This is a genomic window from Vibrio harveyi (assembly GCF_030060435.1).
GTDB classification, from domain to species: Bacteria; Pseudomonadota; Gammaproteobacteria; order Enterobacterales; family Vibrionaceae; genus Vibrio; species Vibrio harveyi.
On sequence record NZ_CP125875.1, the window covers coordinates 65,709 to 87,560 of the forward strand.

General features: G+C 45.7%; 27 protein-coding genes. 9 read left to right on the top strand and 18 right to left on the bottom strand.

Annotated elements, in window-relative coordinates; genetic code table 11:
* Positions 1 to 25: 25 nt before the first annotated feature.
* Complete coding sequence (gene yjgA, locus QMY49_RS00245; protein WP_005444375.1) at positions 26 to 550, bottom strand: ribosome biogenesis factor YjgA; 525 nt, start codon at positions 548 to 550, stop codon at positions 26 to 28.
* Between the two features lie 110 nt (positions 551 to 660).
* Between yjgA and pmbA the strand changes: the two genes are divergently transcribed.
* The gene (gene pmbA, locus QMY49_RS00250; RefSeq protein ID WP_005444376.1) at positions 661 to 2,004 is read left to right on the top strand and encodes a metalloprotease PmbA; all 1,344 of its coding nucleotides are present in this window, start codon (positions 661 to 663) and stop codon (positions 2,002 to 2,004) included.
* 83 nt (positions 2,005 to 2,087) lie between these two features.
* Here pmbA and mgtE read toward each other — a convergent pair whose 3' ends face one another.
* From mgtE to QMY49_RS00305, 11 genes are all read right to left on the bottom strand, one after another.
* Positions 2,088 to 3,443, bottom strand: a complete 1,356-nt coding sequence (mgtE, locus tag QMY49_RS00255; protein WP_005444378.1) for a magnesium transporter — start codon at positions 3,441 to 3,443, stop codon at positions 2,088 to 2,090.
* Between the two features lie 166 nt (positions 3,444 to 3,609).
* A complete protein-coding gene (locus QMY49_RS00260; RefSeq protein ID WP_005442213.1) occupies positions 3,610 to 3,885 on the bottom strand; it encodes an HPr family phosphocarrier protein in 276 nt (91 codons plus the stop codon).
* A gap of 2 nt (positions 3,886 to 3,887) precedes the next feature.
* A complete protein-coding gene (gene rapZ, locus QMY49_RS00265) occupies positions 3,888 to 4,751 on the bottom strand; it encodes an RNase adapter RapZ (protein WP_005444380.1) in 864 nt (287 codons plus the stop codon).
* A gap of 14 nt (positions 4,752 to 4,765) precedes the next feature.
* Complete coding sequence (ptsN, locus tag QMY49_RS00270; protein WP_005444382.1) at positions 4,766 to 5,212, bottom strand: PTS IIA-like nitrogen regulatory protein PtsN; 447 nt, start codon at positions 5,210 to 5,212, stop codon at positions 4,766 to 4,768.
* Positions 5,213 to 5,214: 2 nt separating this feature from the next.
* A complete protein-coding gene (gene hpf, locus QMY49_RS00275) occupies positions 5,215 to 5,502 on the bottom strand; it encodes a ribosome hibernation promoting factor (RefSeq protein ID WP_005444384.1) in 288 nt (95 codons plus the stop codon).
* Between the two features lie 24 nt (positions 5,503 to 5,526).
* The gene (locus QMY49_RS00280; RefSeq protein ID WP_005444386.1) at positions 5,527 to 6,993 is read right to left on the bottom strand and encodes an RNA polymerase factor sigma-54; all 1,467 of its coding nucleotides are present in this window, start codon (positions 6,991 to 6,993) and stop codon (positions 5,527 to 5,529) included.
* 50 nt (positions 6,994 to 7,043) lie between these two features.
* On the bottom strand, positions 7,044 to 7,769 hold the full coding sequence (gene lptB, locus QMY49_RS00285) for an LPS export ABC transporter ATP-binding protein (RefSeq protein ID WP_005444387.1): 726 nt from the start codon (positions 7,767 to 7,769) through the stop codon (positions 7,044 to 7,046).
* A 1-nt stretch (position 7,770) separates the two neighbouring features.
* The gene (gene lptA / locus QMY49_RS00290) at positions 7,771 to 8,265 is read right to left on the bottom strand and encodes a lipopolysaccharide transport periplasmic protein LptA (RefSeq protein WP_005444389.1); all 495 of its coding nucleotides are present in this window, start codon (positions 8,263 to 8,265) and stop codon (positions 7,771 to 7,773) included.
* On the bottom strand, positions 8,246 to 8,809 hold the full coding sequence (lptC, locus tag QMY49_RS00295; protein WP_005444391.1) for an LPS export ABC transporter periplasmic protein LptC: 564 nt from the start codon (positions 8,807 to 8,809) through the stop codon (positions 8,246 to 8,248). Before lptC ends, lptA begins: the two co-directional genes overlap by 20 nt.
* Positions 8,810 to 8,899: 90 nt before the next feature.
* The gene (gene kdsD / locus QMY49_RS00300) at positions 8,900 to 9,871 is read right to left on the bottom strand and encodes an arabinose-5-phosphate isomerase KdsD (protein ID WP_009698804.1); all 972 of its coding nucleotides are present in this window, start codon (positions 9,869 to 9,871) and stop codon (positions 8,900 to 8,902) included.
* Positions 9,872 to 9,906: 35 nt separating this feature from the next.
* Positions 9,907 to 10,872 carry a calcium/sodium antiporter gene (locus QMY49_RS00305; protein ID WP_005444395.1) on the bottom strand — a complete coding sequence of 322 codons (966 nt, stop codon included), beginning with the start codon at positions 10,870 to 10,872 and terminating at the stop codon, positions 9,907 to 9,909.
* Between the two features lie 399 nt (positions 10,873 to 11,271).
* Here QMY49_RS00305 and mlaF point away from each other — a divergent pair, with 399 nt between their 5' ends.
* From mlaF to QMY49_RS00345, 8 genes are all read left to right on the top strand, one after another.
* Positions 11,272 to 12,075 (top strand): phospholipid ABC transporter ATP-binding protein MlaF, encoded by an 804-nt coding sequence (mlaF, locus tag QMY49_RS00310; protein WP_005444397.1) that lies wholly within the window; start codon positions 11,272 to 11,274, stop codon positions 12,073 to 12,075.
* Positions 12,065 to 12,856, top strand: coding sequence for a lipid asymmetry maintenance ABC transporter permease subunit MlaE (mlaE, locus tag QMY49_RS00315; protein WP_005444399.1), 792 nt, complete (start codon positions 12,065 to 12,067; stop codon positions 12,854 to 12,856). The genes mlaF and mlaE overlap by 11 nt, the downstream gene beginning before the upstream one ends.
* A gap of 2 nt (positions 12,857 to 12,858) precedes the next feature.
* Positions 12,859 to 13,356, top strand: a complete 498-nt coding sequence (mlaD, locus tag QMY49_RS00320) for an outer membrane lipid asymmetry maintenance protein MlaD (RefSeq protein ID WP_005436386.1) — start codon at positions 12,859 to 12,861, stop codon at positions 13,354 to 13,356.
* Between the two features lie 3 nt (positions 13,357 to 13,359).
* On the top strand, positions 13,360 to 13,998 hold the full coding sequence (gene mlaC / locus QMY49_RS00325) for a phospholipid-binding protein MlaC (protein ID WP_005444401.1): 639 nt from the start codon (positions 13,360 to 13,362) through the stop codon (positions 13,996 to 13,998).
* Positions 13,998 to 14,318 carry an STAS domain-containing protein gene (locus tag QMY49_RS00330; protein WP_005444403.1) on the top strand — a complete coding sequence of 107 codons (321 nt, stop codon included), beginning with the start codon at positions 13,998 to 14,000 and terminating at the stop codon, positions 14,316 to 14,318. Before mlaC ends, QMY49_RS00330 begins: the two co-directional genes overlap by 1 nt.
* 3 nt (positions 14,319 to 14,321) lie before the next feature.
* On the top strand, positions 14,322 to 14,576 hold the full coding sequence (gene ibaG / locus QMY49_RS00335) for a BolA family iron metabolism protein IbaG (RefSeq protein WP_005432865.1): 255 nt from the start codon (positions 14,322 to 14,324) through the stop codon (positions 14,574 to 14,576).
* 9 nt (positions 14,577 to 14,585) lie between these two features.
* Positions 14,586 to 15,851: a UDP-N-acetylglucosamine 1-carboxyvinyltransferase gene (gene murA / locus QMY49_RS00340; protein WP_283312391.1), complete on the top strand. Its 1,266-nt coding sequence runs from the start codon at positions 14,586 to 14,588 to the stop codon at positions 15,849 to 15,851.
* Between the two features lie 147 nt (positions 15,852 to 15,998).
* Positions 15,999 to 16,724: a 1-acylglycerol-3-phosphate O-acyltransferase gene (locus tag QMY49_RS00345; protein ID WP_005444408.1), complete on the top strand. Its 726-nt coding sequence runs from the start codon at positions 15,999 to 16,001 to the stop codon at positions 16,722 to 16,724.
* An 84-nt stretch (positions 16,725 to 16,808) separates the two neighbouring features.
* Here the strand turns inward: QMY49_RS00345 and QMY49_RS00350 are convergent, their stop codons facing one another.
* The 6 genes from QMY49_RS00350 to arcA form a co-directional block, all read right to left on the bottom strand.
* Positions 16,809 to 17,198: a RidA family protein gene (locus QMY49_RS00350; protein ID WP_005432832.1), complete on the bottom strand. Its 390-nt coding sequence runs from the start codon at positions 17,196 to 17,198 to the stop codon at positions 16,809 to 16,811.
* 165 nt (positions 17,199 to 17,363) lie between these two features.
* The gene (pyrI, locus tag QMY49_RS00355) at positions 17,364 to 17,825 is read right to left on the bottom strand and encodes an aspartate carbamoyltransferase regulatory subunit (protein ID WP_005448817.1); all 462 of its coding nucleotides are present in this window, start codon (positions 17,823 to 17,825) and stop codon (positions 17,364 to 17,366) included.
* Positions 17,826 to 17,842: 17 nt separating this feature from the next.
* Complete coding sequence (pyrB, locus tag QMY49_RS00360) at positions 17,843 to 18,772, bottom strand: aspartate carbamoyltransferase (RefSeq protein ID WP_005432845.1); 930 nt, start codon at positions 18,770 to 18,772, stop codon at positions 17,843 to 17,845.
* Positions 18,773 to 18,862: 90 nt separating this feature from the next.
* Positions 18,863 to 18,988 carry a hypothetical protein gene (locus QMY49_RS27250; RefSeq protein WP_005432831.1) on the bottom strand — a complete coding sequence of 42 codons (126 nt, stop codon included), beginning with the start codon at positions 18,986 to 18,988 and terminating at the stop codon, positions 18,863 to 18,865.
* A 69-nt stretch (positions 18,989 to 19,057) separates the two neighbouring features.
* Complete coding sequence (locus QMY49_RS00365; RefSeq protein WP_005432863.1) at positions 19,058 to 20,062, bottom strand: ornithine carbamoyltransferase; 1,005 nt, start codon at positions 20,060 to 20,062, stop codon at positions 19,058 to 19,060.
* A 159-nt stretch (positions 20,063 to 20,221) separates the two neighbouring features.
* Complete coding sequence (gene arcA, locus QMY49_RS00370; RefSeq protein WP_005432859.1) at positions 20,222 to 21,442, bottom strand: arginine deiminase; 1,221 nt, start codon at positions 21,440 to 21,442, stop codon at positions 20,222 to 20,224.
* Positions 21,443 to 21,852 lie beyond the last annotated feature (410 nt).

The following is a 21,852-nucleotide window of genomic DNA, read 5'->3' on the forward strand; positions in this document are numbered from 1 at the left end:
GCTTTTTACTTTCTTAAGCGTTGAATTACATTTCTTCTTCAAATGCTTTCAGAATTTGGAAGATTTCACGGTAAGATTTTGCTGGTTTACCGGCTTTCTTCTCTTTTGCTGCTTGGCGAGCAAGTTGGCGTAGACGTTGACGATCCGCTTCTGGGTACAATTCCATTACGTCATCAATCGCTTTATCGCCTTCTTCTACAACGCGGTCACGCAGTGCTTCTAGCTTGTGCAGAGCAGCTGTCGCTTGTGAGTGCTTGTTGCGGATTTTATCCAGTGCCGCTTGAATTGGTTCTGGATCTTCGTAGCGCATTAGCTTACCAATGCGTTGTAGCTGACGACGACGTGCTTCGTTTTTAAAGCGTTGTGCATCAGCAACCGCTTCGCGCAGTTCTTCGCTCAATGGAAACTTTTCTAGAACCGCCGGCTTAAGACCAACTAGCTCTTCACCAAGCTTTTGCAGCTCTTCCATGTCTCGCTTCATCTCGGATTTACTAACCCAGATGATCTCTTCTTCTGGTTCCCATGGCGCTTTTTGATTCTTACGTGCCATTTCAGTTGCCTGTGTTTTGATTAATATTATGACTATTTTAACAAGAATCGTGGGGAGAAAGCGAAATTCTTGTTATTCTATTGTGCATCGAATACATGATGTGAAAGACAATGGATATTAAACAGCAGGTTGCTGAGCAACGTACCGAGCTAGAACAAGCCGTTTCACGTGCACTAGAAATCGCTGCGGCGAAGTCTGATGCCGCTGAAGTCGCAATCACCAAGAGTACGGGTTTGAGTGTTTCCACTCGCATGGGTGACGTGGAAAACGTTGAATTCAACAGCGATGGCGCACTAGGCATTACTGTCTACCGTGGTCAACGTAAAGGCAGTGCTTCCACATCTGACTTGAGCGAAGCTGCTATTGAGCAAACCGTTCTAGCAGCACTAGACATCGCTCAATACACATCAGAAGACCCGTTCGCAGGTCCTGCTCCAAAAGAATACATGGTGAAAGAGGTGCCAGACTTAGACCTTTTCCACCCAGATGCTCCTGATCCAGACTACGCAGCGCAGGTCGCTATCGCAGCTGAAAAAGAAGCGCTGAACTACAGCGACGCTATTAAGCAAAGCGATGGTGCGAGCTACGATAGTCACTACGGCGTTAAGGTTTACGGTAACAGCCATGGCTTGTTAGCAAGTTACGCATCAAGCCGTCATAGCACTAGCTGTTGTGTGATTGGCGTGGGTCAAAACGGCGAGATGGAACGCGATTACAGCTATACCGTTGCGCGCCATCGTGACGATCTTTGGTCACCAGAAATGGTTGGTCGCAAAGCGGCAGAGAAAACCATCAGTCGCCTTGACGCGCAAAAGCTTAAGACGGGCAAATACCCAGTGATGTTTGCTGCGGACGTAGCGACAGGCTTGATTGGTCACCTAGTGATGGCAATCAGCGGTGGTAACCTGTACCGCAAATCTTCTTTCCTATTGGATCACCTTGGTAAGCAAGTATTGCCGGAGTGGTTCAACATTTCTGAGCGTCCGCACGTACTACGTGGGTTAGCTTCAAGCCCATTCGATAGCGAAGGTGTCTACACGCAAGATCGTGAAATCATCACCGATGGTGTTTTAGCAACCTACTTGCTAACTAGCTATGCCGCTCGCAAGATGAAGATGGACCCAACGGGTCACGCTGGTGGTATCCATAACTGGTATGTGAAGTCGACAGGTCAAAATTTCGAGCAAATGCTAAAAGAGCTGGGCACAGGTTTACTGGTAACAGAAACTATGGGTCAAGGCGTAAACGTTGTAACTGGCGATTACTCTCGCGGTGCAGCTGGTTTCTGGGTTGAGAACGGTGAAATCCAATACCCAGTGTCTGAAATTACCATTGCGGGTAACTTGAAAGACATGTTCAACCAGATTGTTGCTGTGGGCAGCGACGTAGAAACACGCTCGCAAATCCAAACTGGTTCTATCTTGTTGGATACCATGAAGGTTGCTGGTGAATAAGCTTGCTAACCGCTAGATACGAAAAAGCCTGATGTGTTCATCAGGCTTTTTTATTGCTCGTTATTGGCGGTTCGCTACACAGCTTAAATCATTAAGGTTGCGAGACCGAGGAAGACTGATAGACCAATTACGTCCGTTACTGTGGTCAGAGCCATACCACCAGCGAGGGCTGGATCGATGTTCATTTTCTTGAGTAGGATTGGAATGGTAACGCCCGCAATACCTGCCACAAGCAGGTTGGTTAGCATGGCCGCCGAGATAATCCCACCAAGCATCCAGTTTCCTTTCCAGGCAACCACAATACCACCGATGATCAGCGCCCACATGATGCCGTTTAGCAAGCCGATAGCCGCCTCTTTCATCAAGAGTTCGCGTTTGTTCGAGTCACCGATATGACCGAGAGCTAAGCCACGGATTACAAGTGCAACGGTTTGGTTACCTGCTACACCACCCATTGAAGGCACGATGGTCATTAGGACAGCAATCGCAGCCATTTGGTCTAGAGTCGCTTCAAACATGTTGGAGACAGAAGCAGCGGCTAGTGCAGCAAGTACGTTGGCACCAAGCCAAATGCTACGTTTACGAGCAGACTTTACCACAGGCGCGAAGGTATCTTCGTCGTCGTCCATACCCGCCATACTCATCATTGAGTGTTCAGCGTCTTCACGGATAACGTCGACTACGTCATCGATGGTGATACGACCGACAAGATGCTGGTTTTCATCCACAACCGGAGCTGATACCCAGTTACGACGTTCAAACAGGCTTGCTACGTCAGAGTCACTGGTATCAACTGTAATTGCATCGTCGGCGTCTTCCATCACTTCACTGACTTTGACATCAGGTTGCGTGGTGATCAGCGTGGTGATCGGTAGTTCACCAATCAGTTTGCTGTCATCATCAATCACGTATAGTGCGTCAGTTGCTTCAGGCAGTTCGCCTTTCATACGCAAATAACGCAGGACTACATCCACATCAACGTCACCACGAATGGTGATTACGTCGGTGTTCATCAGTCCACCCGCGGTATCCTCAGGGTAGGATAGGGCGGTTTCGACGCGTAGACGATCCGCTGAATCCATCTGAGACAGAACTTCGCGTGAGACGTCGTCAGGCAAGCTACGTAGGACGTAAGCCACGTCATCGGTGTCCATGCCTTCCGTCGCTTCTGCAAGCGCTTCAGGAGCCATTTTGGACACAAGACTGTCTTTAACGTCTTCGTTCAGCTCGTCAAGAATCTCACCGTAATCTTCTGGGTCGGTAAGTTGCCAAAGAACCTCACGACTTTTACGCGGCGAAGCTTCTAAAAGGTGGGCGATATCCTCAGGTTCCATGTCCTGCAGTTGGCGACGAACATGGACGAAGCGACCGTTTTCCAGTGCTTCAGTGACTTCTTGGAGGGCTTGGTGAGCTTGGTCGAATTCTATTTGCTCTGCCATTCATTCCTCCTAATTCCTGATATTTACAATGCTTTGAATAATAACTTAATTCTAGGCACCTTTTAATAACAACTTATGAAAGTCGACAAAATTATTTATCGGAATTTAAGCAGGAGGTGAAAGTTATGTGGGATATCTGGCTATAGATAATAAAAAAGCGAGTGAATCACTCGCCTTCATCAAACTTATCTTCAATCAAATGGCAAACAGCATCAAGAGCTTGCTCGGATTGGTCGCCAGTTGCGTGGATAGTCACGTATTGTCCTTGGGCGGACTCCAGCATCAACAACCCCATGACGCTGTCTGCGGTCGCGGTTTTGTCTTCTTCGTTGTCGATGGTGATCACCGCATCGAAGCTTTGCGCCAGCTCTACCAGTTTAACCGCAGCACGAGCGTGCAACCCTAAGCGGTTTTGGATCAGTACTTTACGACTTATTTCCACCGTTATTCCTTAACGTTCTTTTCCAATGAAGTGTGGCGAATTTGTACTTGGTGTCCTTTATCAGCAAAGAACTCACCGATTTTTTGAGTGAGATAAACCGAGCGGTGCTTGCCACCAGTACAACCAATCGCAACTGTAAGGTAGCTGCGGTTGTTTTTCTCGAGTAGAGGTAACCAAGTCTCAATGAAGCTCTCAATTTGGTATTTCAGGTCAAGTACAGACTGATGCTGCTCTAAGAACGCACCGATTGGAGCGTCTAAACCAGTGAGAGGGCGCAGTGCTGGCTCCCAGTGTGGGTTTGGTAGGAAGCGTACATCGAACACGTAATCCGCGTCTGATGGCAAGCCGTACTTGAAACCAAATGATTCAAACACCATCACCAAGTCTTTGCGTTCCCTGCCTTCAACCCGCATGCGTACCGTTTCGCTAAGGTCATGAAGAGATTGACCACTACTGTTCAACACTAAGTCTGCATGGGCTTTTAGCGGCATTAGGATGTCGTGCTCAAGTTCGATAGCTTGATCAAGAGAGAGCGACTGGCTGCCAAGTGACAGTGGGTGAATTCGACGAGTTTCGCTGTAGCGCTTGAGTAGAGTTTCTTTGTTGGCGTCTAAGAAAAGTACTGTCACATCCAGTTCAGCTTTTAGCTTTTCAAGTGTGGTGTTCAGTTCTTTGAGTTTCTTAGGGATATTGCGAATATCGATACTTACTGCCACGTTCTGTTTGCTATCGGAAACCGATTGAACAAACGCATCAAGCAAGTTAACTGGTAGGTTGTCTACACAATAGTAGCCCAAGTCCTCAAGCACACGTAAAGCAACACTCTTCCCGGCACCAGAGTGCCCACTAACAACGATTAATCGCATGGTGATCGTCCTGATTACTGATGAATCATAATGTCGTAGAGTTCTTCATCGCTCTGAGCGTTACGCAAGCTCTTAAGTACTTGCTTGTCGCTTAGGCGCTCTGCCATAGAGGATAATGTTTTGAGGTGCTCTTTGCACTGTTCTTCTGGAACAAGGAGAGCAAAAAGAAGGTCGACAGGTCGATTGTCGATAGCATCAAACTCAATCGCCTCGTCACATTGAAGTAACACCGCGATGGCTTTGTCGCTTGATTGCATTCTTGCGTGGGGGATAGCAATACCGTTACCGATACCAGTACTACCCATTTTTTCTCTGCTGAGCATACACTCAAACAGTTCCGTAGAATCTTGACCCGTGTTCTCAGCAACAATTTGACTGATCATCTCTAGGGCACGTTTCTTACTTGTACAATGGACTGCACTTTTGGTGCAGTCCAGTGACAGTATCTCGCTCAGTTGCATGATTAATGACTGTTTAGTTTTTCTTTGTGCTTGTTAAGTTGACGAACTAATTTATCCACCAGCGAGTCAATTGCTGCATACATATTTTCGTCGTTCGATGACGCGTGGATTTCGCCTTGATTTATGTGGAGTGTAGCTTCCGCTATTTGGTCAAGTTTTTCAACTTTTAGTACCACGTGAACTTGGTTAATGTGGTCGAAGAACCTTTCGAGCTTCTGAAACTTAGATTGAACATAGTCTTGCATTGAATCGGTAAGATCAACGTGATGGCCTTGAATATTGATTTGCATAGACTTTCCTTTTCAGTTGGTGCCTTAAAGTAGGCGTTTACGCTGACTTGAAGGGGCGATACCCAAGGATTCGCGATATTTCGCAATCGTTCGTCTTGCGACTTGAATCCCTTGGTCAGCCAGAAGAGCAGCAATCTTGCTATCACTTAAAGGTTTAGCGGTATTTTCCGCTGCGACCAGTTTCTTGATGAGAGCACGAATTGCTGTGGACGAACATTCTCCACCATTGTCTGTACTGACATGGCTAGAGAAGAAGTACTTCAATTCAAAAATGCCACGTGGTGTGTGCATGAACTTCTGCGTTGTCACACGAGAAATCGTTGATTCATGCATGTCCACTGCCAATGCTACATCGTTTAGTACCATTGGTTTCATGGCTTCTTCACCATACTCGAAGAAATCTTGTTGATGTTCAACAATACATCTTGCAACTTTGAGAAGCGTCTCGTTTCTGCTTTCTAGGCTCTTAATCAGCCATTTTGCCTCTTGCAAATTGCTGCGAATGTACTGGCTATCCGCACTGTTGCCTTTGCCTAGCTGCGCATATTGTTGATTTACTTTTAGTTTTGGAATGCTGTCAGGGTTAATGGATACGGTCCACTTACCATGATCTTTAAATACGGACACATCTGGAATGACGTATTCAGTGTCATCCGGTGTGATGCGACTGCCTGGGCGAGGATCAAGTTGTTGAATTAGCTTCAAGACTTCACGCAGGTCAGCTTCTTTAAGCTTAGTCTCTTTGATGACTAGCTTGTAGTCGCGATTACCAAGGTGATCGATATGATCGCTCAATACCATTTTCGCTTCTGCTAGCCACGGCGTATCTTCTGGGAAGGTCGCTAATTGCAGCAGTAAACATTCTTGTAGGTTGCGGGATGCAACACCAAGCGGGTCAAATTGTTGAATACGCTTACGCACTGCTTCGATTTCATCTAACTCGACTTCCTCATTATTGAAGCTCTCATGGATTTCTTCAGGAGAAAGAGTGAGGTAGCCATAATCATCGACAGCATCGATGATCGCGAGTGCGATGGTGCGGTCTGTTTCACTGAAAGGCGTGAGATCTAATTGCCACATGAGGTAATCATGCAGTGATTCAGTGGTTTCACCTTGGTAGACCGGCATGTCGTCATCAAGCGCTAGACCTGTACTGCCAGTGTTAGCGCTGTAAACATCATCCCAGGTGGTATCGATTTCTAGTTCAGAACTGATTTCAGATTTTTCAATTACGTCTGAACTGTCTGGAAGATCGGGTTCAGAGGTGTCGTTGGCACTGGCTTCAGCGGCTTCGGATGCTGACTTATCTTCACCATTTACTTGAGGTTCATCGTGACCTTCTTCAACTTCCAATAGCGGGTTGGAATCCAGCGCTTCTTGAATTTCTTGTTGAAGATCGAGCGTCGACAATTGCAACAAACGGATGGCTTGTTGCAGCTGCGGCGTCATGGCTAACTGTTGACCTAGCTTGAGTTGTAATGAAGGTTTCATTCAGTGTTACTTACCTTGTAATGCTCAGAATCTTACCGTTCCTAATGTAATCATAGACGGAATTGTTCGCCGAGATAAACTTGTTTCACCTGCTCGTTATTGAGAACTTCATCCGGAGTTCCCGATGCGATGAGATGTCCTTGGCTTACGATATAGGCTTTTTCACATACGTCCAAGGTTTCACGAACGTTGTGGTCAGTGATTAGTACACCAAGACCGCGATCGCGCAGGTGTTCGATGATTTTTTTGATGTCGTTAACCGAAATAGGGTCAACACCCGCAAATGGTTCATCCAGCAAAATGAACTGAGGGTTAGCAGCTAGTGCTCGCGCGATTTCTACACGGCGGCGCTCACCACCCGATAGTGCCATACCCGCACTGGTGCGTATGTGCTGTATGTGGAATTCTTCTAACAAATCTTCCAGCTTATCTTGACGCTCTTCTCGCGTTAACTCTTGACGAGTTTCCAGAACCGCCATGATGTTGTCTTCAACCGACAGCTTACGGAAGATGGAGGCTTCCTGTGGCAGGTAACCGATACCCATACGAGAGCGGCTATGCATCGGCAGAATACTGATGTCTTGGTTGTCGATTGTAATGGTGCCTTCGTCACGTGGTACCAAGCCAACGATCATATAAAACGATGTGGTTTTACCCGCACCGTTAGGACCCAATAGACCAACAATCTGACCAGACTCTACTTCAAGGCTTACATCAGTTACCACCTTGCGTTTTTTGTAGCTTTTAGCAAGGTTCTTTGCACTTAGTACTGCCATATTAGTTCTCGACTTGGTTCGGTTGCAGGATGGTTGTTACGCGCTCATCCTTCGAGCTGTCAGCGACTAGCTTCTGTTGACCAATTTGGTAACGAATTGACGAACCTTTGATGGTGTTTCCGTCTTGAGCCAGTTGCGCTTGACCTTTCATGGTCAATTCATCAGTAGAAATACGGTAGTCTAACTCAGTCGCCTGACCACTGAGCGTTTTGCCATCGTCCATTAACTGAGAAAAGGTAGCTGGTTTGCCAAATGCTTGGATCTGTTTGATAGACTCGGTTTTAGGATCGCGAGTCACCACGATTCTATCAGCATCGATATTGATGCTACCTTGCTTAAGCGATACATCCCCTTTGAAGATCACCTGATTACTCTTCATGTCCACTTGTTGAGTGTCTGAATTAATGTAAACCGGCTGTTGTGTATCCGACTTAAGTGCTAACGCTTGTGGCGCTGCTAAAACCAATGCCAATAGGCTAAGGTGTAACGGTTTCATATCGACCTTGAACTTCATCAGTTAGAGTCGCAGTGTGAGCCTTTAAGTTGCCCTGCATTGCGCCCCCAGTAGTTTCAAATTGCGGTCCAACCAACATCACTTGTTGATCGGCTTTAAAATCACGATTGGTTAGATTAATCACCAATTTGTCTGTCGCCATGGTATCGAAACTTGCACCAGGCAAAAGGTTTTGCATTAGCACGTTGTCGTACAGCGTCAGAATTTGGTCTTCATCTAAGACTGCTCTGGTTGCAGTCACCTTCCACTCAACCACACTACCTTCGCGGTACACCATGAGTGTTGGGCTCTTAAATATCGTGTCTCCACTTTTGGCATAATGATCCAAATTAGTGGAACGGATGATGTAACTGCGGACACCATCTTCACCATAAGTGATGTTTTCTAGTCCAGTACCACTGAACATAGGCAGTTCTAAATTTGGTGCTACTTGGATATTTTCATTGCTTTTTGGCGTCATGAGGTAATAACCGCACCACGCAACAACAAAAATCAAGAGCAAATAAATAAGGCGAGTAAAACTCATAAAATAAAGGCCTTTATCTTAGCTCAGTACTTCCCTGACCATTGCCTTAATCTGTTAAATCAATCGTTAAGTCTTTTTGGTGACGCAATATTACATCACGCCAGCCTTTAATAAATCATGCATATTCAGTGCGCCGACAATTTTATTGTCATCACACAAGATCAGAGCATTGATGTTTTTGTCTTGCATCAGGTTTAAGCCTTCTACTGCCAGCATCTCAGGATGGGCGGTAGTTGGGTTTTTCGTCATCACATCACCAATGGCTGTGGTATGGATATCAATGCGTTTATCTAACGTACGACGTAAATCGCCATCAGTGAATATACCAAGCATAGCATCGTGCTCATCGACGATAGCGGTCATGCCTAAGCCTTTTTCCGAAATCTCAAGCAGTGCGTCACGAATTAAAGCATCTGGTGACACTTTTGGTAGTGAATTACCAAAGTGCATAATATCAGACAGCTTAAGCAGCAATTTTCTTCCCAGTGCGCCACCTGGATGTGATAACGCAAAATCTTCTGCAGAGAACCCTCGAGCTTGGAGAAGTGCAACTGCCAGTGCATCGCCCATAACCAACGTTGCCGTGGTGCTGCTGGTTGGAGCAAGACCAAGCGGACAAGCTTCTTTTGGTACAGTAATTTGCAAGTGGAGATCGGACAGTTTCGCCATGTTAGATTCCGGCTTACCTGTCATGCTGATGATCTTAATGTTCAAGCGTTTCAAAACAGGGAACAGAGATAAAATCTCATGCGATTCACCTGAGTTTGAAATGGCGATAACAATGTCGCCAGCACTGATCATACCGAGATCACCGTGAGCCGCTTCACCTGGGTGAACGAAAAATGCAGAGGTACCTGTGCTTGCAAGCGTAGCGGCAATCTTGTTGCCAATGTGACCTGACTTGCCCATACCCATCACGACAACCTTGCCGTTGTTGGAAAGAATCAATTCGCAAGCTTGCTCAAACTGCGCATCAAAGTATTGGTCTAGCTGTTGTAGTGCTTTCACTTCGATATCGAGTACTTGTTTAGCAGCAGCGCGAAAATCAAATTGAGTGGACATATCAGTGCTCCAATTTGTCTTTACTTATTATGTTATTAAGCAGCCATGTTTGCGAATAGGTAAACTTGGTAAGCCAAGAAACACACAAACAAAATGCCACCTTCAATGCGGTTGATGCTACGAGATTTACCCAAGCACATCGCTACAAGTAGTAGAGATACACCCAGCATTACCCAGAAATCACGCCCCATTGCATATTCGCTTAGCATTGATGGATTAATAATGCCCGGTAGACCCATTACCGCAAGAATGTTGAATACGTTTGAGCCGATGATGTTACCAACTGCCATATCGTCTTCGCCCTTTAGAACACCAGCAAGAGAAGCTGCCAGCTCAGGAAGACTAGTACCAATGGCAATAATGGTTAAACCGATCACGAGGTCACTCATGCCAAAGTACTTCGCAATGATCACGGCGTTATCAACCAACATACTTGCTGCCAAAGGAAGCAGTATCAGACCGATCACTACCCACATCACCGCTTTTGAGTTGCTCACACCTTCTGGTACTTCAGACTCTTGATCTTCAACAAACGCATCACCCGCTTTTTGCTCTTTACGGCTAATTTGCAACATTGCAAACAAGAAACCACCAAACAGAATGAACAGCAGCACGCCTTCGTAAAAACCTAAATGGCTATCCCATAGCAAAATACCCGCCAGTACGGTTACTGCTATCATCAAAGGCAGTTCACGGCGAATAACTGCAGAACTGATAGAAAGGGGCTTAATAAGCGCTGTAATGCCTAGGATTAAAGCAATGTTGGCAATGTTGGAACCCAATACGTTACCAACGGCAGTATCGGTTTTTCCATCCCATGCTGCTGTCGCCGAAACCATCATTTCCGGCGCAGATGAACCCATTGCTAGGATTGTCATACCGATCACTAAAGGTGAAATACCGACGTTGCGGGCCAGAGCAGCAGAGCCAAAAACAAGTTTATCTGCACTCCAAACAAGTAAAACAAGACCGACGATAAGCAACGCAACGGCTTCGAGCATGATGATTCCTAAGTAATAAAATAAGTGAAATGAGTAACCGCTAATTTTGACCTTTTGCGGCCAAAAATGGAAGATAAACAACAAATAAATTAAAGGTTAGTAACGAAATTGTGTTTAATTGTTGCTCATTCACTTGTCTGTTGGAATACGGCTATTCTGGAATGGGATTTAAACACCTTCCTTGGGTTTCGTCATATTTTATGCTGAATTGCTTGAATTTCGTCGGCTTTATTTAATCGAACAGTGCTTTTAATTCAGGTTCATTGTGCTTATGATTGCAGCCTAATAAGTGTACCGAAGTCACTTTAGGATATTCTCGACGTAATATCTTGAAAACAATCGGGGTTGAGTTGGATTGCAACTCTGTGAGAACCGCTCACAACTAGTAGAAGAGATAGTATGTCGAACAACGATTTAGTTACCGTTAACAATCTCACTTTTTCACGTGGAGAGCGCAAGATCTTCGATGGCATTGATCTGCATGTGCCAAAAGGAAAAGTGACGGCCATTATGGGACCGTCGGGGATTGGTAAAACGACACTGCTGCGCCTTATTGGTGGGCAGATTTATCCCGAGCAAGGGGAGATCTGGTTTGATGGCGATAATATTCCATCCCTGTCTCGTAAAAAGCTTTATCAAGCACGCAAAAAAATGAGCATGTTGTTCCAGTCGGGAGCTTTGTTTACTGACTTGAATGTGTTCGACAATGTGGCGTTTCCTTTGCGTGAACACACGGAACTTTCCGAAGAATTAATTCGTACCATGGTGCTTCTAAAGCTTGAAGCGGTCGGATTACGAGGTGCGGCAGAATTGATGCCAAGTGAGCTTTCCGGCGGCATGGCTCGCCGAGCTGCACTAGCTCGTGCCATAGCCTTAGACCCAGATCTCATCATGTACGATGAACCTTTTGTTGGGCAGGACCCAATCACTATGGGCGTTTTGGTTGAGCTAATTAGCAACTTGAATCGCGCATTGGGGCTGACTTCAATCGTCGTCTCTCATGATGTGCCTGAAGTGATGAGTATCGCGGATTGGGTCTACTTGATGGCTGATGGCAAAATCATTGCTTTTGGTACGCCACAAGAGTTGATCGATAATCCCGACCCACGTGTGAAGCAATTCTTACAAGGGGAAGCCGATGGTCCCGTGCCGTTTCGCTTTCCTGCTCAAAGTATCGAAAAGGACTTATTTGATGGTCGATAGCTTTATTCAATTTGTCGCTTCATTAGGTAAACGAACATTAGCCATCTGTGAAGCCTTTGGTCGTGCGACCTTGATGCTTGTTGGCGCATTAGTGACTCGACCTCAGCCAATCAAGAATTTTCCTCTGTTGATTAAACAGCTTTATTCCGTAGGTGTGCAATCGCTGGCGATCATTGTCGTTTCTGGCTTGTTCATTGGCATGGTGCTTAGCTTGCAAGGTTATGTTGTGCTGGTGGATTACGGAGCAGAAGGCAGCCTGGGTCAAATGGTCGCTCTTTCGCTACTACGTGAGTTAGGACCAGTAGTAACTGCGTTATTGTTTGCTGGTCGCGCTGGCTCAGCACTGACTGCAGAAATTGGGTTGATGAAGGCAACGGAGCAGCTTTCAAGCATGGAAATGATGGCTGTGGATCCACTAAAACGTGTCATCGCACCACGTTTTTGGGCTGGGGCTATCTCAATGCCATTATTAGCTATGATCTTTATGGCAGTTGGTATCTGGGGCGCTCAGCTTGTTGGTGTGGATTGGAAAGGCGTAGACCACGGCAGCTTCTGGGCTGCGATGCAATCTTCAGTGGAATTAGGTCAAGACATCGGTAACAGCATGATCAAGTGTATTGTGTTCGCGATTACCGTTACTTGGATCGCTCTATTTAATGGCTATGACGCTATTCCAACTTCGGAAGGGATCAGCCGAGCAACGACGCGCACTGTTGTGCATTCTTCTTTAGCAGTACTGGGACTAGACTTTGTACTGACCGCATTGATGTTTGGGAATTAATCATGCAACAAACACGTAAAACAGAATTATGGGTTGGCAGCTTTGTATTAGCAGGAATTTGCGCGATTCTTGTGATGATTTTTCAGGTTGCTGACGTAAAAAGCATTGGCTCTGGCAATACTTACACCCTGAAAGCCGAGTTCGATAATATTGGTAGCTTGAAAGTACGTTCTCCTGTGAAAGTAGGTGGCGTTGTTATCGGTCGTGTAAGTAACATTACACTTAACCCTGATAGCCTATTACCGGTAGTGAGCTTGTCGATTAATAGCCAATATAACCAATTCCCAGAAACTTCTAGCGTGCAAATTTTGACATCTGGATTGATTGGTGAGCAGTACATTGGCTTGGTACCGGGCTTTGTTTTTGATGATGAAGAAATGCTTGTTGATGGTGACACCATCGAAGACACCAAATCTGCATTGGTACTAGAAGACCTGATCGGTCAGGTTCTATACAGCATTGGTGGCTCAGGCGATTCTGGTGACACGAGTAAGGAATAATCCATGTTTTCTAGACTATTACTTTCTTTCTTAGCAGCATTTACTGCATTTGGAGCCGTTGCTGCTGAAGTAGATAAAACTCAGCCATACCAAATGATGAAGCAGGTTGCAGAAGTGACGTTTGAGCGTCTCAAAGCGGAGCAACCGCAAATCAAAAAAGATCCAAACTTGCTAAAAACCATCGTTGAAGAAGAGCTTATGCCTTATGTCAACGATCGCTATGCGGCATTGAAACTGCTTGGTCCAAACCTAAAAGGGGCGAAGCGTGAAGATGTGGGTGAATTCATCACAGCATTTCGTGCTTACTTGGTGACGTCATACGCGCAAGTATTAACGCAATATACGGATCAACAAATTGAGTTTGGTCCGGAGCCAAAACTGGATCCTTCTAAGCGCATTACTAGCGTCAAGGTTGAAATCATCGACGCACCGCGTCCAAATATCAAACTTGAATTTAAACTGCGCAAAGATAAGAAGACCGGTGAGTGGTTAGCATTCGATATGGTGGCTGAGGGTATTAGCCTACTATCAAGCAAACAATCGGAGTGGAATACACAAATTCGCCAAGAAGGTATTCTTGCGGTTGCTAAAGATTTAGAGAAACTGGCTGCACAGCCAATTCGCTTCGAGGCAGCAAAGTAATGGCACAGTCTCATTCTCAGTGGCATTTACAGGCAGACATTCTTAAGCTTACAGGGGCGCTGGATCGCGATTCGGTGCCGTCTTTGTGGGCGGTGGCACAGCAATGGCGACCTTCTCAAACCGAGCTAGAATGCTCACTCCAAGAGATTGAACGCATCGACTCTGCGGGAATGGTGATGTTAATCCACTTATTAGAGCATGCAAAAAAGCAAAACTGTCATATAATGCTCAGTTTCGTGCCAGCGCAATTGCGCACTTTGTTTCAATTGAGCAACGTTGAATCTTTAGTGGCCAAACATATACAGAATTATCAGGGGTAAATTGTGGATAGCGCAAAAGTACAACAGTTACTAGAAGAAGCACTAAACCTTCAAGAAGTGCATGTAAAAGGTGAAGGGAGCCACTATGAAGTGGTTGCTGTTGATGCTTGTTTCGATGGAATGAGCCGCGTTAAGAAGCAGCAGTTAATTTACGGTCCTCTGATGGATTACATCCAGCGTAACGACATTCACGCGCTATCAATCAAAGCGTTCACTCCAGAAGAGTGGGCTCGTGATAAGAAGCTAATGTCGCTTTAAGGTTTATTGATGGAAAAGTTTCGAGTTATTGGGTCAGATAAACCACTGGTTGGTGAAGTGACCATTTCAGGTGCAAAAAACGCAGCACTGCCGATTTTATTTGCGTCTATCTTGGCGGAAGAGCCAGTAGAAGTGGCAAACGTGCCACACCTTCGTGATATCGACACAACCATGGAACTACTAAAGCGTCTAGGCGCAAAAGTAAGTCGTAATGGTTCCGTTCATGTCGATCCAAGCAGCATTAATGAATACTGCGCTCCTTATGATTTAGTAAAAACCATGCGTGCTTCTATTTGGGCGCTTGGTCCTCTTGTCGCGCGCTTTGGTCAAGGTCAGGTGTCTCTACCTGGCGGTTGTGCTATCGGTGCTCGTCCTGTTGATCTACACATTACTGGTCTAGAACAGCTTGGCGCGACCATCACTCTTGAAGATGGTTACGTTAAAGCAGAAGTCGATGGTCGCCTTAAAGGCGCGCACATCGTGATGGACAAAGTGAGTGTTGGTGCAACCATCACTATCATGTGTGCAGCAGCACTTGCTGAAGGTACGACAACACTAGACAACGCGGCGCGTGAACCTGAAATCGTTGATACGGCTGACTTCCTAAACAAACTTGGCGCGAAAATCTTTGGAGCAGGTACTGACACCATCACTATTGAAGGTGTTGAGCGCTTAGGTGGCGGCAAACATAGCGTTGTGGCTGACCGTATCGAAACAGGTACATTCCTAGTTGCAGCTGCCGTGTCTGGCGGTAAAGTGGTATGTCGCAACACCAATGGTCACCTGCTAGAAGCGGTACTGGCTAAGCTAGAAGAAGCGGGCGCGTTGGTAGAAACTGGTGAAGATTGGATCTCTGTTGATATGACAGATCGCGAGCTGAAAGCTGTGAGCATTCGTACTGCACCACATCCAGGTTTTCCAACGGACATGCAAGCACAATTTACGCTGTTAAACATGATGGCGAAAGGTGGCGGCGTGATCACTGAAACTATCTTTGAAAACCGTTTCATGCACGTGCCTGAATTGATGCGCATGGGCGCGAAAGCGGAAATCGAAGGTAACACAGTAATTTGCGGTGATGTAGATTCTTTAAGTGGTGCACAAGTGATGGCAACTGACTTACGAGCTTCGGCAAGTTTGGTGATTGCTGGTTGTATCGCGAAAGGCGAAACCATCGTTGACCGTATCTACCACATCGACCGTGGTTACGACAAAATCGAAAATAAACTGTCTGCACTTGGCGCAAATATTGAGCGCGTAAGTGAGGCGGGTTAAACTGCATCGCAGTTGACCTAGATATGAAGAGAGCCGAAACGTAGGTTTCGGCTTTTTTATATCGCGTTTTCTTTCATAGTTCATGACTATGTTCAAAGAGACAATAATAGCTGTAGCTGGCGCAAAGCCGGTTCTTGGAGAACAACAATGATTGCACTGTTACGTGTATTTGCTGTCGCAATTTTCGCAATTGTGATGTTTATTGGTGGTTGTGGTTACTGCCTACTTAGCCCTAGAAACCCTAAGCACGTTTTCACGTTCGGTCGTCTATTCGGCAAAATGTCACGTGTATTTGGTATCAAGCTAGAATTGCGTATTCCGGAAGATGCGTATTCTCGCGGTCAGCATGTTTACATTGCTAACCACCAGAACAACTGGGACCTTTTCACTGTATCTTCAGCTGTTACACCTAAGGTAGTAACGGTAGGTAAGAAGAGTCTTGCGTGGATGCCTTTGTTTGGTCAGCTTTACTGGCTAACAGGTAACATCTTGATTGATCGTGCAAACCGCTCTAAAGCAAAAGGTACTATCGACCAAGTTGTAGACAGCATCAAAAACAGCGACGTTTCAGTGTGGATGTTCCCTGAAGGCACACGTTCACGTGGTCGTGGTTTACTGCCATTTAAAACTGGTGCATTCCATGCAGCTATCGGTGCAGAAGTGCCAATCATTCCAATCGTGTGCAGCTCTACAGGTCACATTAAACTGAACCGTTGGAACAATGGTCATGTGATCATTGAAATGTTACCTCCAGTAAGCACGGAAGGTTACGGCAAAGAGGGCGTACGTGAGTTAGCTAATGTTTGTCGTGAAGAGATGAAAGCGAAACTGGAAGCCTTGGATGAAGAAGTGAAACAGCGCAACGCAGCTTGAGTTTTACGGCGATATCATCGCAAAAAGACAATAAAAAACGGGTAGCTTGAGCTACCCGTTTTTTATGTTTGTCAGCAAGGGCAATTATTTGCGAACTGCGATTGCTTCAATCTCGATACCGACATCTTTAGGCAGGCGAGCTACTTCTACACAAGAACGTGCAGGGTAGTTTGCTACTTCGTGCTCATCGAAAAACTTGCCGTAAACTTCGTTCACAGTACCGAAGTCGTTTAGGTCTTTCACGAATACTGTCATTTTAACGATATCAGTAACCTTAAGACCTGATGCTTCCACAACTGCTTTTACGTTCTCTAGAGATTGACGAGCTTGCTCTGCGATGTCTGCAGACACTTCACCTGTCGCTGGGTTTACTGGGATTTGGCCAGAAGTTAGAACCATGTTGCCTAGATCTACGCCTTGAACGTAAGGACCGATTGCTGCTGGTGCAGACTCAGTGTGAAGTACTTTCGTCATTTGAATTGTTCCATCTGTTTAGGGGAATAAAGAGTTTACTCAAGCATCTTGAGTGTTCTTAAGAATAAGCAGTGTGCCTTTAAACATGAAGCACGTAAAGTGCAAAATACCCCGCATTGGCGGGGTATCAGTCAATTTATCGTTAGCAAGAATCGGAGCAGAAAATTAACGCTCAGTTACGATCTCACGTGCGAAAACTTTCTCACAGTATTTACACTTCAGACGGATTTCTTCCTTCTTCTCGAACACCTGGAAGCTGCTCGCAACCGGTTCGTTGTGTGTAATACAGTTGCTGTTCGGACACTCAAACACGTTGTTGATTCGCTCAGGGAGTTCTAGCGCTAGCTTCTTCACTACTTCGTAGTTTTCGATTTGGTTAACGGTCGCGTGTGGTGCGTACAGTGCTAGTTTACTTGCCTGCTCTTCGTTGATGAACACGTTTTCAATCTTGAGTAGGTCTTTATGACCGAGTGCAGATGAAGGCAGATTCAGACCGATGGTGACACGTTGAGAAGAGTTGTGCATATCGAACAGCTTCAACACTTTGATACCAATTTGTGCTGGGATGTGGTCGATTACTGTGCCGTTTTTGATTGCTTCAACCTGCAATTGAGTTTCTTTAGCCATGTCTTTTTCTCCCTCGATTACAGTGTTTCGTTAAGAACCAGTGCCAACAACGCTTGGCGCGCGTAAACGCCGTTTTCTGCTTGTTGGAAGTAGTAAGCGTGTGGTGTGACGTCGACGTCTGTGGTGATTTCATCCACGCGTGGCAGTGGGTGCAGTACTTTCAAGTTTTCACGTGCACCTTCTAGTAGTGCCGCCGTTAGGATGTAAGCTGATTTGATGTGCGCGTATTCGGATTCATCAAAGCGCTCTTTTTGTACGCGAGTCATGTACAGAATGTCGAGCTCAGGAATCACGCTTTCCATGTCTGTGTGTAGGCTGTATTGAATGCCTGCTTCATCTAGCTCTTCACAGATGTAATCTGGCATTGCGAGTGCTTCTGGTGCAACAAAGAAGAAGCGAATGTTATTGAACTTTGCCAATGCTTGAGTCAACGAGTGCACGGTGCGACCGTATTTTAGGTCACCAACAAACGCAACGTTTAGGTTGTCTAGACGACCTTGCGTTTCCGCGATGGTGTATAGGTCGAGTAGCGTTTGCGTTGGGTGTTGGTTTGCGCCGTCACCTGCGTTGATAACTGGTACGCCGTTAGAGAACTCTGAGGCTAAGCGCGCTGCGCCTTCTTGAGGGTGGCGCATCACGAATGCATCGACGTAAGAAGAGATAACTTGAACTGAGTCAGATAGCGTCTCGCCTTTTTTCGCCAGAGAGGTGTTTCCACCGTTATCAAAACCAATAACATCGCCACCGATACGTTGAATTGCTGTCTCGAATGACAGGCGAGTACGTGTGGATGGCTCAAAGAAACAGCTTGCTACAACCTTGTTTTTAATCAGTTCTGGACGAGGTTCTTTTTTTAGCTGACCTGCAGTTTCTACAATCAGTTCCAGTTCTTCACGTGAAAGCTCTGGAATAGAGATGATGTGCTTCTGGTAAAGCGAGTTCGCCATGATCTTCTTCCCTATAACAGTGGTGACTACCCCCAAAATTCACCGCGATGGAATTTTAGGCATAAAAAAACCTCCCCAATTGGGGAGGTTTTAAAATTCAATAGAATTAACGAAAATAACAGCACGTAAGCGTAGTCGCTTAGCTAGAGCAAATCGCGTTTTTACGTCAGCAATCGGCGTGGTCATTTCGTAATCCTCAGACAAATTGCCGAGCATTATACGCTTAACTTTCGTGAGCGCAAGCGATTACATCATGGTTTTTGTTACCATTTTTAATACTATGGTTTAGCTGCCTAATGTTGCCACCATCACGGCTTTGATGGTGTGCATGCGGTTCTCGGCTTCGTCGAATACGATAGAGTATTCAGATTCAAACACCTCTTCGGTTACTTCAAGCCCTTTCATACCGTATTTCTCCGCGACCTCTTTACCCACAGTCGTTTCATCGTTGTGGAAGGCTGGCAGGCAGTGCATGAACTTCACATGAGGGTTACCCGTTTGCTTAATCACATCCATATTGATTTGGTAAGGTGTCATCAGAGCAACACGCTCATCCCAAGCCTCAGCCGACTCACCCATCGACACCCAAACGTCGGTGTATAAGAAGTCACACCCTTTAACGCCTTCTTCAACGTTTTCCGTCAGCGTGATTTTCGCACCGGTTTGTTGGGCAATTTCTTGGCAAGTTGCCACTAATGCTTCTTCTGGCCAGAACGCTTTTGGCGCTACAAGGCGGATGTCCATGCCCATTTTTGCTGCGCCAACCATGAGTGAATTCCCCATGTTATTGCGAGCATCACCAAGGTAGGCAAACGTCATTTCATGCAGTTGTTTCCCGCGTCCATGCTCTTGCATGGTCAGGAAATCTGCAAGGATTTGGGTAGGGTGGAACTCATCCGTTAAACCATTCCAGACAGGTACACCAGCATAAGTACCAAGCTCTTCAACAATGGATTGACCAAAACCACGGTATTCAATCCCGTCGTACATTCGACCAAGAACGCGAGCGGTGTCTTTCATCGATTCTTTATGACCGATCTGCGAGCCAGAAGGACCGATGTAAGAGACTTGAGCGCCTTGGTCAAAGGCCGCGACTTCAAACGCACATCGGGTACGAGTAGAAGATTTCTCAAAGATTAGTGCGATGTTTTTACCTTGAAGTTTCTTCTGCTCTGTTCCTGCATATTTAGCTTTTTTCAGCTCTGCAGACAGTTCGAGCAAAAACTGGATCTCTTTAGTTGAGAAGTCCAATAGCTTCAAAAAGTTGCGATTACGTAGATTGAAGGCCATAGCTCGTCCCTTAGGTCGTTTGGTTGATAAAGAATAAAAGCATTAAAACATATAAATGCTTTTATTGTGAATAATTATTTTAACTAAAGACAAAAAAAAAGGTTGATGCATTCACATCAACCTTAGTCTCAATTGGTTTTATTTGGTGGGAGAGGTTTCTCAAATATCGTCACGTTCGATTGGGCAGCTCATACAACGTGCACCACCACGACCGCGACCAAGTTCGTTACCCGGAATAGTCAGGACTTCAATGCCGGCTTTGTCGTACTTCTCGTTAGTGTAGACGTTACGCTCGTAGCCAATCACAACACCAGGTTTCACCGTCAGTACGTTGTTGGCATCGTTCCATTGCTCTCGTTCAGCTTCGTAGCTGTCACCACCGGTTGTGATGATCTTCAATTGGTCTAAGCCAAGTGCCGATTCGATGGCATGCAGATAGTTGTGTGATGCTTCGACATGCATTTCACCGTTGCCTTTAGGTGTTAGGCGCCAAGTATCTAAATCTTTACGCATGATTTCTGGGTATACCGAGAAAGTGTCCACATCCATGTGCGTCATGACCGTATCAAGGTGCATGCACGAGCGGTGTTTTGGTAGGTCGATAGCAATCACTTCTTTCGCCTGACCAGATTTAAACAGGCTTGCCGCTAAGTTTTCGACACCTTGCGGAGTTGTACGCTCAGACATACCAATCAGAACCGCACCTTTACCGATAACCAGTACATCACCACCTTCAACGTTAGCATTGTCGTAGTGCTGGTCTTCATCACCAAAGTAGTTAATGAAGTCTTGACCCGCGAAGGTTGGGTGCCAGCGATAAATCGCGCGCAGATGGTTGGTTTCGCGTTGACGTGCTGGCATCATCATTGGGTTAAGAGAAACGCCGCCGTATACCCAGCATGACGTGTCACGGGTAAAGAGGTGGTTAGGCAGAGGTTCGATAACAAAATCCAGTGGGCGCTTCATCTTCGGCAACATTGATGAAGATTTGATTGGCAGTTCGGAGTAAGCCAAGCCGCCAAGAAGAATGCTTGCTAGGTGCTCATCGTCCATCTCTGCGAAGTACTGACGTAAGTCACGAGCGAAAGTCGGACCGTAACGGAAGTCAGAGATCTGAGTGTTCAACAACCATTGTTTTGCTTCTGGAACCGCAAGGGTCTCAACCAGTAGATCATGAAGCAGTAACACTTCGACATCTTGCTCACGCAATGTGCGCGCGAATGCGTCGTGTTCTTCACCTGCCGCTTCTACCGCCAATACGTCATCAAACAGTAGCTCATGGCAGTTCGATGGCGTTAGGTGGGTGAGGGCGCGCTCTGGGCGGTTTAATAGAACTCGTCTTAGTTGACCAACTTCTGATCCAACGTACAGCTTACTCATTTTGCATCCTTACAAATATTCCAGCCGTTAGTTATGACAAGCTTGGTGCAAAGATGCAAGTCCTAGAACTTTGCTTATATATTGCAAAAATATCATTTTTTGGCGTTATATTTTGTAAATGGTTTCTTGGTGTATTTTAATTCTATATTTTGTTGTTTGTTCATGATTTTTAAAAAGTGCGTTTTTATTCTTTTTCGTTCGAGAAAGGAGTCATACATCAATAGTGCATAAAACGTGCATAACCATTCTGAAATATGCAGTTTTTAGCTTTCTTTTATTCGTTAGGTCAGAATTACCGAGCCGTTGCTGTATTCACTCCAAGATCATAAACACGCAAACAAGTCTAAAATTACTCGTCTTAGGTTCAATTAGGATCTTCTGAATATTAAAGATTAGCTGTTTTTGTTAAT